Origin of the sequence: Streptomyces sp. NPDC059477 (genome assembly GCF_042749375.1) — a bacterium.
Taxonomy (GTDB): domain Bacteria; phylum Actinomycetota; class Actinomycetes; order Streptomycetales; family Streptomycetaceae; genus Streptomyces.
On sequence record NZ_JBHYUG010000040.1, the window covers coordinates 1 to 15,004 of the forward strand.

Consider the following 15,004-nt stretch of genomic DNA (forward strand, 5'->3'; position numbering starts at 1 on the left):
GGGGGGGTGGGCGGGCTCTTGCGGGCGCCGGGGGCGTGTGTCTAGCGGGGGTGGGGGTTGGGTGCCGCCCGGCTACGCCGCTCGTCAGGTGCCGCCGTACCCGCGCGGGGCTTTTCAGGTGCGGGGCAGGCGCAGGGTCAGCAGCTGGAAGGGGCGCAGGCTCAGCACCAGCGCGCCGTCCCGCTCGGCCGGCCGTTCCTCGTCGAGGAGCGGACGTTCCAGCAGGTCCGTCAGTACGGCCCGGTCGGCGGCCACGCCATCGACCCGGAGTGTGGTGTGGGCCCGGCCGCCGTTGGCCTCGTACAGCCGGACCACCAGGTCACCGCTGCGGTCGTCGGCGAGCTTCACGGCACTGACCACCACGGCGTCGTTGTCCACGCTGACCAGCGGGGCGACCCGCTGCGCGGATCCCGTGACCCGCCGCTCGGGCAGGTTGGCCCGGTAGCCCTCGCGTACCGCGTCACCGATCGTGGCGCCCGGCACCAGCGCGTGGTGGAACCGGTGCACACCCTGGTCGGTCTCCGGGTCGGGGTAGCGCGGCGCCCGCAGCAGGGAGGCCCGGACGGTCGTCGTGGTGCCCCCGTCGGCGCCGGTACGCACCGCGCGGGTCACATCGTGGCCGTACGTGGCGTCGTTGACGACGGCGACGCCGAAGCCCGGCTCGTCGACGTGCACGAAACGGTGGTTGCAGGCCTCGAACTTGGCCCACTCCCAGCTGGTGTTCTGGTGGGTGGGCCGGTAGGTGTGCCCGAACTGGGTCTCGGAGGCGTACCGGTCGGCCTTCACATCCAGCGCGAAGGCCAGTTTGAGGAACTTCTCCGTCTCGTGCCAGTCCACCTCGGTGGCGATGTCGAGCCGCTTGGCGCCCGCCGGGACGGTGAGCCACTGGGTGACGGTCGAGTGGCCGAAGGCCCGCTCGATCCGCACCGCGCCGCCCTCGACGACCAGTGCGCTCACGTCGGTCAGGTCGCGCCCGACGTTGCGGTAGAAGGCGTCGACGTCCCAGGCGTCCCACTGGTTCGGGAAGTCCGGGTGGAGCTGGAGCAGGTTGGCCGCCTGCCCCGGCGCGACGGCCTCGCGCCCGGCCTCGTGGTCGTAGGCGGAGACGACCAGGCCACGCGCGTCGATCTCGACCCGCAGCCGGTCGTTCTCCAGGACGTAGCCGCCCTCGGCGCGCGGCACGGGGGTCACCGCGCCGCCCTGTCCGTGTGCGGCGGCGCCCAGCGCGGGGGCGGAGCCACGCTCGTGCGGGGCGGAGTTGAAGACCAGCTCCACGCTCCCCTCCCCCGCCAGGGCCCGCTGTGCCGCCCCGATGATCTGCTCCAGCTCGTCCGCCAGCCGGGCGTAGGTCTCGCGCGCCTCCCGGTGCACCCAGGCGATGGACGACCCGGGCAGGATGTCGTGGAACTGGTGGAGCAGCACCGTCTTCCAGATCCGGTCCAGATCCTCGTGCGGATAGCTGAATCCGGTCCGTACGGCGGCGGTGGCGGCCCACAGCTCGGCCTCGGTGAGCAGTGACTCGCTGCGGCGGTTGCCGCGCTTGGTCTGCGCCTGGCTGGTGAGGGTGGCCCGGTGCAGTTCGAGGTACAGCTCGCCCACCCATACCGGCGGATCGGGGTACTCGGCCTCGGCCTGGGTGAAGAACTCCTGCGGTGTCTCCCACACGACCTTCGGGGCGCCGTCGAGGCTGCGCATCCGGGCCGCCTTGGCGACCATCTCGCGGGTGGTGCCGCCGCCGCCGTCGCCGAATCCGGTCGGCGCCAGGGAGCGGGTCGCCGCGCCCTTCTCCTTGAAGTTGCGTGCCGCGTGGGCGAGTTGGCTGCCGGTCATCTCGCAGTTGTAGGAGTCGACGGGCGGGAAGTGGGTGAAGATGCGGGTGCCGTCGATGCCTTCCCAGGTGAAGGTGTGGTGCGGGAAGGAGTTGGTGCGGCTCCAGGAGATCTTCTGGGTGAGCAGCCGGTTGGAGCCGGCCGCCTTGATGATCTGCGGCAGACCGGCGGCGAACCCGAAGGTGTCGGGGAGCCAGACCTCGTCGCTCTCGATCCCGAACTCTTCGAGGAAGAACCGCTTGCCGTGCACGAACTGCCGGGCCATGGCCTCCGAGCCCGGCATGTTGGTGTCGGACTCCACCCACATCCCGCCCGTGGGCACGAACCGGCCGTCGGCGACGGCCTTCTTCACCTTGGCGTAGACCTCGGGCCGCCGCTCCTTGAGCCAGGCGAACTGCTGCGCCTGGCTCATGGTGAAGACGAAGTCCGGCTCCTGCTCCAGGAGCGCGGTCATGTTGGAGGCCGTCCGGGCGACCTTGCGGACCGTCTCGCGCAGCGGCCACAGCCAGGCGGAGTCGATGTGCGCGTGGCCCACGGCGCTGATGCGGTGCGCGGCCGGGCCGGCCGGCGTGGCCAGCACACCGGCGAGTTCGTCGCGGGCGGCCTGTGCGGTCCCGCCGACGTCCTGGAGGTCGACGGCGTCCAGGGCGCGGGCGACCGCGCGCAGGATCTCCCAGCGGCGGGCGCCTTCCAGGGGCAGCTCGGCCATGAGTTCGCCGAGCACCTCCAGGTCCATGACGAGGTTCCACACGGTCTCGTCGAACACCGCGAGCCGCATGTCCCCCAGCACGTACTGCGGCTGGTCGCCCGCGGTCTCCTTGTCGCCGAGGTGCGTCGGCTGGAACGGCGGCCGGTCGACGCCGTCGATGTCCGGGTTGGAGGCCGCCTCGATCCGCCAGTGCACCCGCTCGCCGCCGGCCACGGGCGCGCCGACGCGGACGTAGTCGTTGCGCGGGTGCAGGCCCTTCACCGGGGTGCCGTCCGGGAGGTGGACGAGGCCCTCGCACTGGAAGCCGGGGGTGCGCGGCGTGAAGCCGAGGTCGAGGACGGCCTCGACGGTCAGGCCCACCCATTCCTCGGGCACGGTGCCGCTCACGTCGAACCAGCTGGTCCCCCAGGGCGCGCCCCACGCGGTGCCGGGGGCGATCGGGCGGGTGTCCGCCGTCAGCCCTTCGGCGACGGGGACGGGCTCGCCGGTGGTGGACCAGATCTCGACGGACAACGGGATCGACAGGGGGTGGACCGCCGGGCGGATGCGCTCTCTGAGAACGCGTTCGAGGCGGGCTTCGACCAGCTTCCGGTCGTCGTGCATAAGAGAAGGTCTCCTGTTGCGGCAGGGGTGGGGGGAGGGACGGTGAGGGGCGTGCGAGGGGACTCGTCGGGGGCGGGGTCAGGGCGCGGTGGCCGGGTCGGAGCGCGGGGCGCGGTCCGGCCGCGGGAGCGGGGTCACAGCACGGGGGCGGGCCGTTCGCAGGTGCTCGTCACCGGGAGGGCGCGTTCCTCGGCGGCGGCGTCCAGGAGGGTGAGCATCACGTCCAGGACATGGGCGGCGAGTTCGGCGGAGGCCCGGTGCGGGCTCCCGGCCTCCAGCGCCCCGGCCAGGTCGGCGAGTCCGGTGCCCCGGCCCGCCTCCTGGTAGCCGGCGGTCACGGGCAGCGGCTGCCAGCCGTCACCGCTGTGGATCTCGACGGGGCCCGCGAACCCGTTGGGGTCCGGCACGGACAGCGAGGCCTCGGTGCCGTGCACCTCGATCCGGGGCAGGTGGGCGGCGCGTACGTCGAAGCTCATGATCAGCGTGGACAGGGCCCCGCCCGCGTGCTCCAGGACGCCGGTGATGTGGGTGTCCACCTCGACCGGGAACGTCTGCCCGGCGCGCGGTCCGCTGCCGATGGTCCGCTCGGCGCGCGGCCGGGAGGAGGCACCGGTCACCTTCACCACCGGGCCGAGCAGATGGACCAGCGCGGAGAGGTAGTAGGGGCCCATGTCGAGCAGTGGGCCGCCGCCCGGCCGGTAGTAGAACTCGGGGTCCGGGTGCCACCTCTCGTGCCCGGCGCTCGTCATGAACGCCGTGGCCGACACCGGAGTGCCGATCAGCCCGTCGTCGACCGCCTTGCGGGCGGTCTGCGTCGCGGTGCCGAGCACGGTGTCGGGGGCGCAGGCGACCCGGAGCCCCGCCTCGCGCGCCGCCGTGAGCACCGCGTCGGCCTCCTTGCGGTCCGCCGCGAGGGGCTTCTCCCCGTACACGTGCTTTCCGGCCGCGAGCGCGGTGAGCGCCACCTCCGCGTGCGCGGCGGGGATGGTCAGATTGAGTACGGCGTCCACGTCGTCCCTGGCCACCAGGTCGGCCACGGTAGGCGCCACGGCCACCTCGTGCCCGACCCGGGCGGCGACCGACTCGGCGCGGCCCCGGTCCAGGTCGGTGACGGCCGTGAGCCGTACCGACGTCAGCCGCTCCAGGGTGGCCAGATACTCGCCGCTGATCTTCCCCGCGCCCACGATGCCGATCCTCAGCGGCTCGCCCACAGCAGTCCCCTTTCGGTGAGCGTGCGCACCTGCGGCACGTCGAAGTCGTCGGGCTTGTGCCCGATGGTCGAGACGAACACCCGGCCCGCGCCCCAGGTCCTGGTCCACACGGCGGGCATCACCGCGGGCCGGTCACGCAGCTCGTCGGGCGGGAAGGTGGTGGTGGCGAGCACGTCGATGTACGGGTCGGTGAGCACCCAGTACTGCTCGGTGTGCACGTCGAAGTCCGTCAGGCCCGCGATGACCGGGTGCTCGGCGTGCTCGGGGGCCAGGGTCACGGTGTGGTCGTGGAAGCCCGGCGGATGCATCACGAACCGCCCGCCGGTCAGCAGGTGGTAGCCGTGGTCGAGGAAGCTGTCGACGATGCCGCCGTGCCAGCCGGCGAGGCCCGTCCCCGCGGCGACCGCGGCGGCCAGCCCGGCGCTCTGCTCACGGGTCAGGGTGCCCATGGTCCAGCATTGGACAACGATGTCATTGGCTGCGACACGCTCCGCGTCCTCGTAGACCGCGAGGTCCTCGCTGGTCTCGACGGCGAAGCCCTGTTCCTTGAGGAACGGGACGAACATGTCGCTGATGGTCACGGGCTGATGCCCGTCCCAGCCGCCGCGGACGACCAGCGCCCGTCGGGTGTGGGTGGTCAAGTGGATACACGCTCCCTTTCGGCGCCGCGTGGGACAGATACGGCGGTCGAAGTGGTGAGTGGGGTGGGAAGGACACCCAGCGAAGCGGACCGAAGCGGGAGGTGTTCCTGTTCGGGCGGGTACTGGGTGGTGGTACCGGGTTGGTACTGGGTGATGCTGGGTGGTGATGCGAAGTGGTGCGTACTGGTGGCGAGTAGTGGTTCTCTCGGAAGGTATGAACCGCCGTCATCGTTTGTCAATACGTTGGACTAACTCCGCCGCGGCTCTTGCCGACGCATGGGAAAGCGCTGTAGTTCTCCCGTCGCGGCCCCGCCGAGGGTCCCTCGCATCCTCGGCGCGAGGGACCCCCTTCACCCATTGCGTACGCAAACGAGGCTACGCCCGGTGACCGGACAGCCGGGCGAGGAGCCCGATCTCCGGTGCCAGCACGCCGGGCTGCCCGAGGGACCGGAAGTCGGCCTCGACCGCCGCCAGGTCGAGGGTCCCGGCACGTACCGCCTGGTACCGGACAGCGGACCACAGGAACACGTCGAGGCTGTCGTACCGCGTATGGCCCTCCACGACCTGCTCTTCGTGGAACCACAGCGCGACCTTGCCGCTGGTGAGCATGACGTAGTAGTTGCTTGAGCCGTCGCAGCCGAGGGACCACACCTCGTCACCCGACAGCTCCGTCTCGTAGTCGGAGTCCAGGATCTGGCAGTCGTTGGCCGCGAAGTCGAAGGCGTACGACCAGTCGTAGATGTCGAGGAACTGCGCAAGGCCGCCCGAGCGGACCTTGCGATCGAAAACGGCCAACGCGGTCGCGGCCTCGTGCGGGAGCCGGGACAGGAACGGGGCGATCGGCCGGGTCGGGGCCGGTATGTCCACCCGGGGTGCGTCGGGGAACCAGCGCGCCAGATCGGCGTCGAGACTCCGGTCCACGTACCCGGTCAATTGGTCAGCGGTGAGAGACATGCGGGGAGGGTAGCCGGGTGCGCATCCCGGCCGGTGACACCATCGGCGAGGACGGCGGGGCGGGGCCCGAGCACCCCTGCTCGGGCGCCGCCCCCGCGCATCACACCCTGCTCAGGTGGTCCTCCACCCCCTCACGCCGTCCGGAGGACAGCGCGGCCAGGCCCACCAGGTCGTCGGCCTGGGCGTCGGGCACCTCGTGGTCGAAGCGGGCGAGTCCGCGCACCCGCAGCGAGACCACGCCCAGCAGCAGGATCGCGGCCCCCAGCAGCACATACAGCAGCCCGATGCCCCGGCCGGTCCCGGTGCCGAGGACGGCGCCCACCGTGTCGGCGAGGGCGCCGCCGGAGGTCATCAGCGGACCCAGCAACTCGGTGCCGAGCGGGGCGATCACCAGAAAGCCGACCGGCAGGGTGGACCAGGCGACGAGCTGGTTGAGGGCCATCACCCGGCCATGGAACCTTTGCGGGACCTTGACCTGCACGATCGTCAGATAGATGCCGTTGAGCAGGGACAGTGACGCGGACATCCCGAACACCCCGGCGCCGACCACGAGCAGATCGGGCCGCAGCCCGGTCAGGGCGCAGAACAGGGCGAGGACCGGGACGACCAGGAGCATGCCCCGCATCCGGCGGCGCCGGGGACCTCCCCACAGCCCCATCGCCAGCCCGCCCACGACCGCGCCCAGGCCCCCGGCGAGGGAGACCGAGGCCACCGAGGCGAGCGAGGAGAAGCCGAGGACCAGCGGCGAGATCATCTGGAAGAGCACCGGCAGGAACAGATTGAGCACCGCGAAGAAGACCAGCATGGCCCGGAAGCCCCGCTCCGCGACGACCAGCCGGAACCCCGCCACGATCTCCTGACGCAGGGTCTCGCGGCGGGTGGCGGGCAGCGTACGGGGGAACCGCACGGTCAGCAGGACGGTCGCGGCGACCGCGTAGCTGATCACGTCCAGGAGCAGCACCCCGCCGATACCGATCGCGGCGAGCAGCCCGACGGCGGCCAGCGGGGCCACGACCTGGGCGATGCCGCCGGAGATCTGGACGACTCCGTTGGCGTGACCGAGGTAGCGCTTGGGGACGAGTTGCGGGATGGCCGACTGGAAGGCGAGGCGCTGTCCGGTCAGGGACACGGACAGGACGGCCATCAGCGCCCCCACGTGCCAGGGGTGCAGGGCGCCGAAGGCGTGCAGCAGGGCGAGGGCGGCCTCCGTCGAGCCGGAGACCAGGGTGGTGACGAGCATGACCCGGCGCCGGTCGACACGGTCCACGAGACTGCCGAGGACGGGCGCGGCGAGCAGTCCGGGCACGATGCCGAGGACGGCGAACAGGCCGAACCAGGCCACGGAGCCGGTGGTGAGGTAGATCCACAGCGGCAGCGCGAATTCGGTGAGCGCGGAACCGGTCTGGGAGACCGTCTGGGACGCGGCGACGGCGACGAAGCGGCGGGTGTCACGACGGGTGCGGACCCGCCCATCGGCATCGGCGGCGGCATCGGCTTCACCGGCCGCCGCCGGCTCGTGGTGATGGGCCCCGTCCAGCCACCAGGTGGCCCCGGCCGGACGCCCCTGACGGGTCAGGCCCTCCGGCTCCCGCGCGTCCGCGGCCGACTCCCGCACCGCCGGATGGACGGTGGTGACGATCTCGGCGAGTTCGGCGGCCCGGTGCTTGAGGAAGTAGTGGCCGGCCTCGTCGAGCACGGCCACCGCGGTCGTCGGCCCGACGAACCCCCATTCACGGAACCGTTCGCGGTGGAACTCGGTGCCCGGGTCCGCCGAGCCGACGACGGAGACCACGGGGCCGCTGAGCCGGGCGGGCGGCTGGGCGAGCCGCTCGGTGAAGTACGCCTCGGCGGCCCGGGAGTCCTCCCGCACATTGCGGACGACGGTGGTCACCTGCTCGGGTTCGAGCCCTTCGAGGTCGGCGCCCATCGACCGCAGCCAGTTGAGATGGAGCCGCCCGCTGCGCCGCCGGTCGAGGACGGAGAACCGGGACAGCAGACCGAGCAGCCCCTCGGTGGGCCGGGCGAAGGGGAAGATGCCGCCGAGATAGACGGCGGCGGGCTCACGTCCGGCGGCGGCCAGCAGCCGGGCCGTCTCGACGGCGAGTGCGGCACCCACCCCGCAGTGCCCGTAGACGGCGACCGGTCCGGGTACGGACTCCAGCACCTCGTCCGCGCAGCGCCGGGCCACCTCCGCCAGCGGCAGTGACTCCTCCGACATGCCGAGGTCGTGGCCGGGCACGGCGACGGCGTGCAGCGCCACACCGTCCGGCAGGGCATCGGCGAGCGGCTGGTAGACGACGGCACTGCCACCCCCGTACGGCAGACAGACCAGGGAGAGGGTGACCTCTCGCCCGGGCCGGGGCGGGGTGAGCCGGTGCAGCAGGCGGCGTGGGCCGCGCTCCTGCCCGGTGCGGTCGGCGAGGGCGGCGACGGCCGCGACCGTGCGGTGCTGGAAGACATCCATGAGGGTGATGCCGGCCTCGGGGCCGAGCAGCCGGCGCAGGGACGCGACCATCCGCATGGCGAGCAGGGAGTGTCCGCCGAGGTCGAAGAAGTCGTCGTGCGCGCCGACGCGTTCGAGCCCGAGCAGGTCGGCCCACAGGGCGGCGACGGTCCGTTCGGCGTCGGTGCGCGGCTCGATGTGGTCGGCGCCCTCGCCGGGGCCGGGCCGTCCGGGCTCCGGCAGGGCCCGCCGGTCGGTCTTTCCGTGGGCCTGACGGGGCAGCTCGCCGAGCACGACGAAACGGGAGGGGACCAGGTAGTCGGGGAGGTGCTCGGCGAGCAGGCGGCGCAGTTCGGCGGCGGGCGGGGGCGGGGTGTCCGGGTCGGCGGGCACGAGGTAGCCGACGAGGATGAGTCCGTCCGCGGGGCCGCGCGCGGCGGCCACGGCCTGTCCGACGCCGGGCAGCCGCGCCAGATGCGCCTCGACCTCGCCCAGTTCGACCCGGTAGCCGCGGATCTTGACCTGGTCGTCGCCGCGCCCGAGGAACTCGACGGTGCCGTCGGGGCGGTGCCGGGCGAGGTCGCCGGTGCGGTACATGCGGGGCGGTGTCGGCCCCGGCGGGTCCTGGACGAAGGGGTCGGGCCGGAAGCGGGCGGCCGTGAGGTCGGGCAGGTGGAGATAGCCGCGGGCCAGCCGGTCGCCGCCGATCCACAGCTCGCCGACCGCTCCCGGCGGCACCGGGGCGCCCTGGGCGTCGAGGAGGTAGACGCGGGCACCGGGCAGCGGCCGGCCGATGGGGGTGGTGGGCCCCTCGGCGGGGCGGTCGGGGTCGATCAGATGGGTGGTGGCACCGACCGTCGCCTCGGTGGGCCCGTAGTGGTTGACGACCCGGCAGCCGGTACGGGCCCCCGCCCGCGCCAGACCCCGGCTCCACTCCCAGCCGGACGCCTCCCCGCCGAGGATCAGCAGCCGCCGGGGCAGCAGTTCGGCGGGGTCGTCGACCTCGGCGGTGAGGGCGGCGAGATGGGAGGGGGTGAGTTTGACGCAGTCGATGCGGTGCCGGGCGAGGTGGGCGGCGAGTTCGGGGCCGGGGGTGCGGGGCGGGAGCAGGTGCAGGGTGCCGCCCGTGGTGAGGGACAGATAGAGCGTGGTGAGGCCGAAGTCGAAGGCGAGCGACTGGAGGAGCAGATAGCGGGCGCCGTCGGTCAGTCCGGCCTCGGCGAACCGCTGCCGCGCCCCGTCGAGATAGGTGAGCACCTGCCGGTGCTGCACCGCGACGCCCTTGGGGGTGCCGGTGGACCCCGAGGTGTAGATGACGTACGCGAGATGGTCCGGTCCGGCCCCGCCCTCCGGGTCGGGCGGGGTGTCCGGCGCGGCGGCGAGCGGCCCCGCCGGGTCGTCCAGCAGGAGTACGGGGCTGTCGGCGCCGTCCAGCAGGGCGCGATGGGCGGCGGTGGTGACCAGGACGACCGGGGCGGAGTCGGTGAGCATGTGCGCGAGGCGGCGCGGGGGCTGCTCCGGGTCGAGCGGGACGTACGCGGACCCGGCCTTGAGGACGGCGAGCAGGGCGACGGCCTGCTCGATGCCCTGGTCGAGGCAGACACCGACCAGGGCATCGGGGCGGGCGCCCGCGTCGCGCAGCACATGGGCGAGCCGGTTGGCCCGCCGGTCCAGGGCGGCGTAGGTGAGGGTGTGTCCGTCGTGGACGAGGGCGGTGGCGTCGGGGGTGCGGGCGGCCTGGGCGGTGACGGCGTCGGCGAGGGTCGCCGCGCGGGGGGTGGCGGTGCCGGTGTCGTTCCATTCGGTCAGGACGCGGTGGCGTTCGGCGGGGCCGAGCAGTTCCAGGGTGCCGACGGGGGCGTGCGGGTCGGCGGCGGCTCCGGCGAGGACGCGTTGCCAGTGCTCGGCGAGCCGGGCGGCGGTCCGCGGGTCCCACAGGTCGGTGCGGTAGGTGAGGAAGGCGTCGAGTCCGTCGTCGGTCTCGGTGCAGTACAGGCCGAGGTCGAGATGGACCCCGGTGCCGTGGAACGGGAAGGTGCGCCACTCCAGGTCGCGGGGCGCGAATCGCTGGGCGCGATGGTTCTGGAGCGCGAAGGACACCTGGAACAGGGGCGGGCGGCTGACATCGCGCGGCAGGTCCAGGGCCTCCACGAGGCGCTCGAAGGGGGTGTCCTGGTGCTGCTGGGCGCCCAGGGCGGCGGCCCGGACCCGGGCGAGGACGGTGTGGAAGTCGGGGGACGGCCCGTCGGGGAGGTCGGCGCTCAGGTCGGCCCGCAGCGGGAGCATGGTGCTGAACAGGCCGATCACCCCCTCGGTCGCCTCGCTGGGACGGCCCGCGAACGGCGTGCCGACCGCGAAGTCCGGCTGCCCGGACCAGCGTCCGAGCACGACCTGGAAGGCGGCGAGGAGCGTCATGTAGAGGGTGGCGCCCCGGGCCCGGGACAGCGCGCGGGCGGCGGCGTACGTCGCCGGGTCGAGCCGGAAGGTGTGGGTGGCGCCGCCGGGCCCCGGCAGGGCGGGCCGGGGCCGGTCGGTGGGCAGTTCGAGCGCGGGCACGCCGGTCATCGCGTCACGCCAGTACCGCAGACCGTCCCGCGCGGCCGGGAGTTCCTGGCGCTCGCGCTGCCAGTGGGCGACATCGGCGTAGCTGACGGGCAGCGGCGCGCGGACGGGCTCGGCGCCCCGCACCAGGTCCTGGTGCCCGGCGAGGAGTTCGTCGAGCAGCAGGGACGCGGACCAGCCGTCGCCGGTGAGATGGTGCTGGCAGACGGCGAGGACATGGTCGTCGGCGGCGAGGCGCAGCAGCAGCGCGCGGACCAGGGGCCCGGCGGCGAGGTCGAAGGGCCGGGCGACCTCGGCTTCGACCTCGGCGCGTGCGGCGGCCTCCCGCTCCTCCTCGGGGAGCGCGCTCAGGTCCAGGGTGCGCCAGGGCACGGTGAAGGTGTCCGGCGGCGCGATCCGCAGCAGCGGGCCGCCGTCGTCATCGGCCGGGAAGGACGCCCGAAGCGTCTCGTGCCGTACGGCGGTCAGCCGCAGCGACCCGGCGAGCGCGTCGGCGTCGAGCGCGCCCCGCAGCCGTCCGGCGATGGGCAGCACGTAGGCGGCGGTGCCGGGGGTGAGCTGCTCCACGAACCAGAGGCGTTCCTGGGCGAGGGACAGGGGCGCGGGGGTGCCGGGCGGACGCGGAGGGACGGACGGCGTACGGGTGCCGGAGGCGGGGCGATCGCGGAGGCGGGCGGCGAGGAGGGCCTTCTGTTCGGGGGTGAGGGTGCGGCGGGGTCGGGGGGAGGGGGGTGAGGGCGGGGCCGGGACCGGCGCGGGCACGGTCGTCGGGATGGGCATCCCCTGGTCCAGGGGGGCGGGCGCGGGCCGGTCCGAGAGGGCCATCAGTGCTCCTCCGCCAGCAGTTCGAGGGTGACGGCGTCGGCGACGGCGGCGACGGTGGGGGCCTCGTAGAAGATGTGCAGCGGCACTTCGGCGCCGAGGCGGTCGCGGATGCGGGCGGCGACCTGGGTGATCGTCAGGGAGTGGGCGCCGAGGTCGAAGAGGTCGTCGTCCAGGCCGAGGGACGTGAGCCCGAGCACTTCGCGCCAGATGGCGGCGACCTCGGTGGTGACCTCGTCCCAGGGGTCGTCGTCGGGGCGGGGCGCGGTGCCGTCGGGTGTCCCGGCCGCGCCGGGTATCTCGGCGGCGTCGGGGGCCGGCAGGTCGCGGTCGGGTTCGGGCAGGGCGCGCCGGTCGGTCTTGCCGTTGGGGGTGAGCGGGAGCGCGGGCAGCGCGTGGACGGCACCCGGCAGCATCACGGCGGGCAGCGTGAGGGCGAGGAAGGCGCGCAGTTCGGAGAGGGTGGGGACGGGGACGCCCGGCCGCCAGACGGGGTACACGGTCAGGATCTGTCCGCCCGGGGCGTCGGGGGTGCCGCGTACGGCGACAGCGGCGGCGGCCACGGACGGGTGCTCCTGGACGCGGGCCTCGATCTCGCCCGGCTCGATGCGGTGACCCCGTAGCTTCACCTGGTCGTCCAGGCGGCCCAGGCAGTCGAGGGCGCCGTCGGGGCGGACCCGGGCGAGGTCGCCGGTGCGGTAGAGGCGGGTGCCGGTCGCCGGGTCGGTGACGAACCGTTCGGCGGTCAGGGCGGACCGGTCACGGTAGCCGCGGGCCAGGCCCGCGCCGCCGAGGGCGAGTTCGCCGAGGACTCCGTGGGGCGCGGGCCGTCCGCAGCGGTCCAGGACGAGGGCGGTGGTCCCGGCGATCGGGCGGCCGATGGTGATCTCCGCGGGCGACGGGGGCACTTCGGCGGCGGTGGACCAGATGGTGGTCTCGGTGGGGCCGTAGACGTTCCAGAGCCGTCCGACCCGGTCGCGCAGGACGCGGGCGAGCGGCAGGGGCAGTGCCTCGCCGCCGCTGAGGGCGGTGAGACCGGGGGCGTCGAGCCCCGCGTCCAGCATCAGGCGCCAGCCGGACGGGGTGGCCTGGAGATGGGTGACCGCGTGCCGCGCGACCAGGCCGGTGAGGGCCCGGCCGTCGCGCACCTGTCTCTCGTCGGCGAGGATCACCCGGCCGCCGGTGATCAGCGGCAGCAGGAGTTCCAGCGCGGAGATGTCGAAGGAGAGGGAGGTGACGGCGAGCCAGACGTCTGTGGGACGGGACGCCAGCGACGTACGGAAGGCGAGCAGCAGATGGGCCAGGGCGCCGTGGGGCACTTCGACGCCCTTGGGGTGGCCGGTGGAACCGGAGGTGTAGATGAGGTACGCGAGGTCGGAGGGGTGGGTTGCGCCCACGGGTTCATCCACGGATGCATCCACGGATTCGCCCACGGATTCGCCCACGGATTCGCCCACGGATTCCGCCGAAGCAACGGCATCCCCGGCGCCCCCCGGCAGCGCCCCGGCGGCGGCCCCCTCCCCCGGCGCCTCGGCGTCGAACAAGCCGTCGATGAGCACCGTACGGACCCCGGCGGGAACCCGGTCGGCGGTGCGTCGCTGCACCAGGGCCACCGGGGCGCCGGAGTCGGTGAGGACGAACGCCACCCGGTCCGGCGGATATCCGGGGTCGACGGGCAGGTAGGTGCCCCCGGCGAGGGTGACGGCGAGCACGGCGGCCACGGTCTCGGCGGACCGTTCGGCGCAGACCGCGACCACGGTTCCCGGCCGCACCCCGTCGGCGACCAGTGTGCGGGCCAGTCCGTGGGCGGCGCGGGCCAGTTCCCCGTAGGTGACGGTCCGGTCCCCGGCGGTGAGGGCGGGGCGGGTGCGGTGGGCGGCGAAGGCGGCGGTGAGCAGGGCGGGCAGGGTGGCGCCCGTGGTGTCGGCGTCCGGCGCGGGCCCGGTGAGCGGGGCGAGTTCGGCGTCGTCGAGGAAGGACAGGTCGGCCAGTGCGGTGCCGGGGGCGGCGGCGACCGCGGCGAGCAGGCGCCGCAGATGGGCGCCGATCCGCTCGGCGCGCGAGGGCGCCAGCCGGTCGGTGCGGTGGATCAGCAGGACGCTGAGCCGGTCCGGGCCGTCGAGCAGATGCACGCGCAGGGCGCCGCGCGCGGTGCCGGGGAACACGAACCAGTCGGTGGTCGTGCCGAGACCGTGCAGCGTCACGGGGGCCATCCGGCGCCGGTAGGTGAGGGACACCGGGGCGAGGGTGACGCCGGGCCGCACGCCTCGCGCGGCGCGGGCCAGCGGGATCCGGCGGTGCGGGTAGGCGGCACGCAGTTCGGCCCGGATCGCGCGGGCGAAGGTCCCGAAGGGGGTGTCGGGTCGGGGTGCGCTGACGACGGGCAGTTCGTTGACGTGCATGCCGATCCGGCCCTCGTCCCGGGGGCCGCGGGTACCGAGGTCGACGGCGACGGCGGGCCGCTCGTTGCCGTACCGCAGCAGCAGGGTGTGCACGGCGGTGAGGAGGAGTTCGAAGGGGGTGACGCCGATCTTCCCGGCCGTGATGTCGAGATCGGCGCGGAGCCCGGGGTCGAGGTCGAAGGAGACGAACGCGCCGGGTCCGGTGCCGGGGCCCGAGGGGCCGTCGGGGTCGGCGCCGAGGCCGGGGAGGTGGACGGTGGGGTCGGGCAGTTCCCGTCCGCCCCAGTGCTCGGCCGCCGCGGCCAGGTCGCCGGGCCCGTACGAGGGTGTGGTGCCGGGGGGTGCGGGCAGCGGGTCGGGGGCGGGGCCGTGGCCGGTGCGGTGGGCGTAGCAGGCGGCGAGATCGGTGAGCAGTATGTCGGTGGAGGTGCCGTCGTGGACGAGGTGGTGGAGGACCGCCAGCAGGGTGGCCCGGCGGATGCCGGTGCGCAGCAGCGTGAAGCGGGCAAGGGGTCCGGCGGCCAGGTCGAAGGGGGCCGCGCTCTCCTCGGCCGTCACGGCGTCCCGCGATCCGGGCGCGATGTCCCGTACCCCGAGCGAGGGGGCCGGGCCGGGGACGAGTACGGGGCTGCCGTCGTCCTCCTGGACGGTGCGGGAGAGCGCGGGGTGCCGGGCGCTCACGTCGGCGACGGCGGCGGCGAGCGCCGGTTCGTCGAGGGCGCCCTCGAAGTGCAGGGCGAACGCCATGTGGTGGACGGAACCGAGCGGGGCGAGCCGCTCGTTGATCCAGATGCCCTGCTGGGCGGGGCTCGCGGGGATGCTGGTCAC

Annotated in this window: 6 protein-coding genes; all 6 read right to left on the minus strand. The window is 74.1% G+C overall.

Features of this window, described 5'->3' with window-relative positions:
* Positions 1-114: 114 nt before the first annotated feature.
* A complete protein-coding gene (locus tag ACFXAZ_RS20890; RefSeq protein ID WP_384593117.1) occupies positions 115-3,141 on the minus strand; it encodes an alpha-mannosidase in 3,027 nt (1,008 codons plus the stop codon).
* Between the two features lie 134 nt (positions 3,142-3,275).
* Positions 3,276-4,352 (minus strand): Gfo/Idh/MocA family protein, encoded by a 1,077-nt coding sequence (locus tag ACFXAZ_RS20895; protein WP_384593120.1) that lies wholly within the window; start codon positions 4,350-4,352, stop codon positions 3,276-3,278.
* On the minus strand, positions 4,337-4,993 hold the full coding sequence (locus ACFXAZ_RS20900; protein WP_384593123.1) for a ThuA domain-containing protein: 657 nt from the start codon (positions 4,991-4,993) through the stop codon (positions 4,337-4,339). The genes ACFXAZ_RS20895 and ACFXAZ_RS20900 overlap by 16 nt, the downstream gene beginning before the upstream one ends.
* A gap of 375 nt (positions 4,994-5,368) precedes the next feature.
* Complete coding sequence (locus ACFXAZ_RS20905; protein WP_384593126.1) at positions 5,369-5,947, minus strand: hypothetical protein; 579 nt, start codon at positions 5,945-5,947, stop codon at positions 5,369-5,371.
* Between the two features lie 100 nt (positions 5,948-6,047).
* Positions 6,048-11,777, minus strand: coding sequence for an amino acid adenylation domain-containing protein (locus ACFXAZ_RS20910; protein WP_384593129.1), 5,730 nt, complete (start codon positions 11,775-11,777; stop codon positions 6,048-6,050).
* On the minus strand, positions 11,777-15,004 hold the full coding sequence (locus tag ACFXAZ_RS20915; RefSeq protein WP_384593132.1) for an amino acid adenylation domain-containing protein: 3,228 nt from the start codon (positions 15,002-15,004) through the stop codon (positions 11,777-11,779). The genes ACFXAZ_RS20910 and ACFXAZ_RS20915 overlap by 1 nt, the downstream gene beginning before the upstream one ends.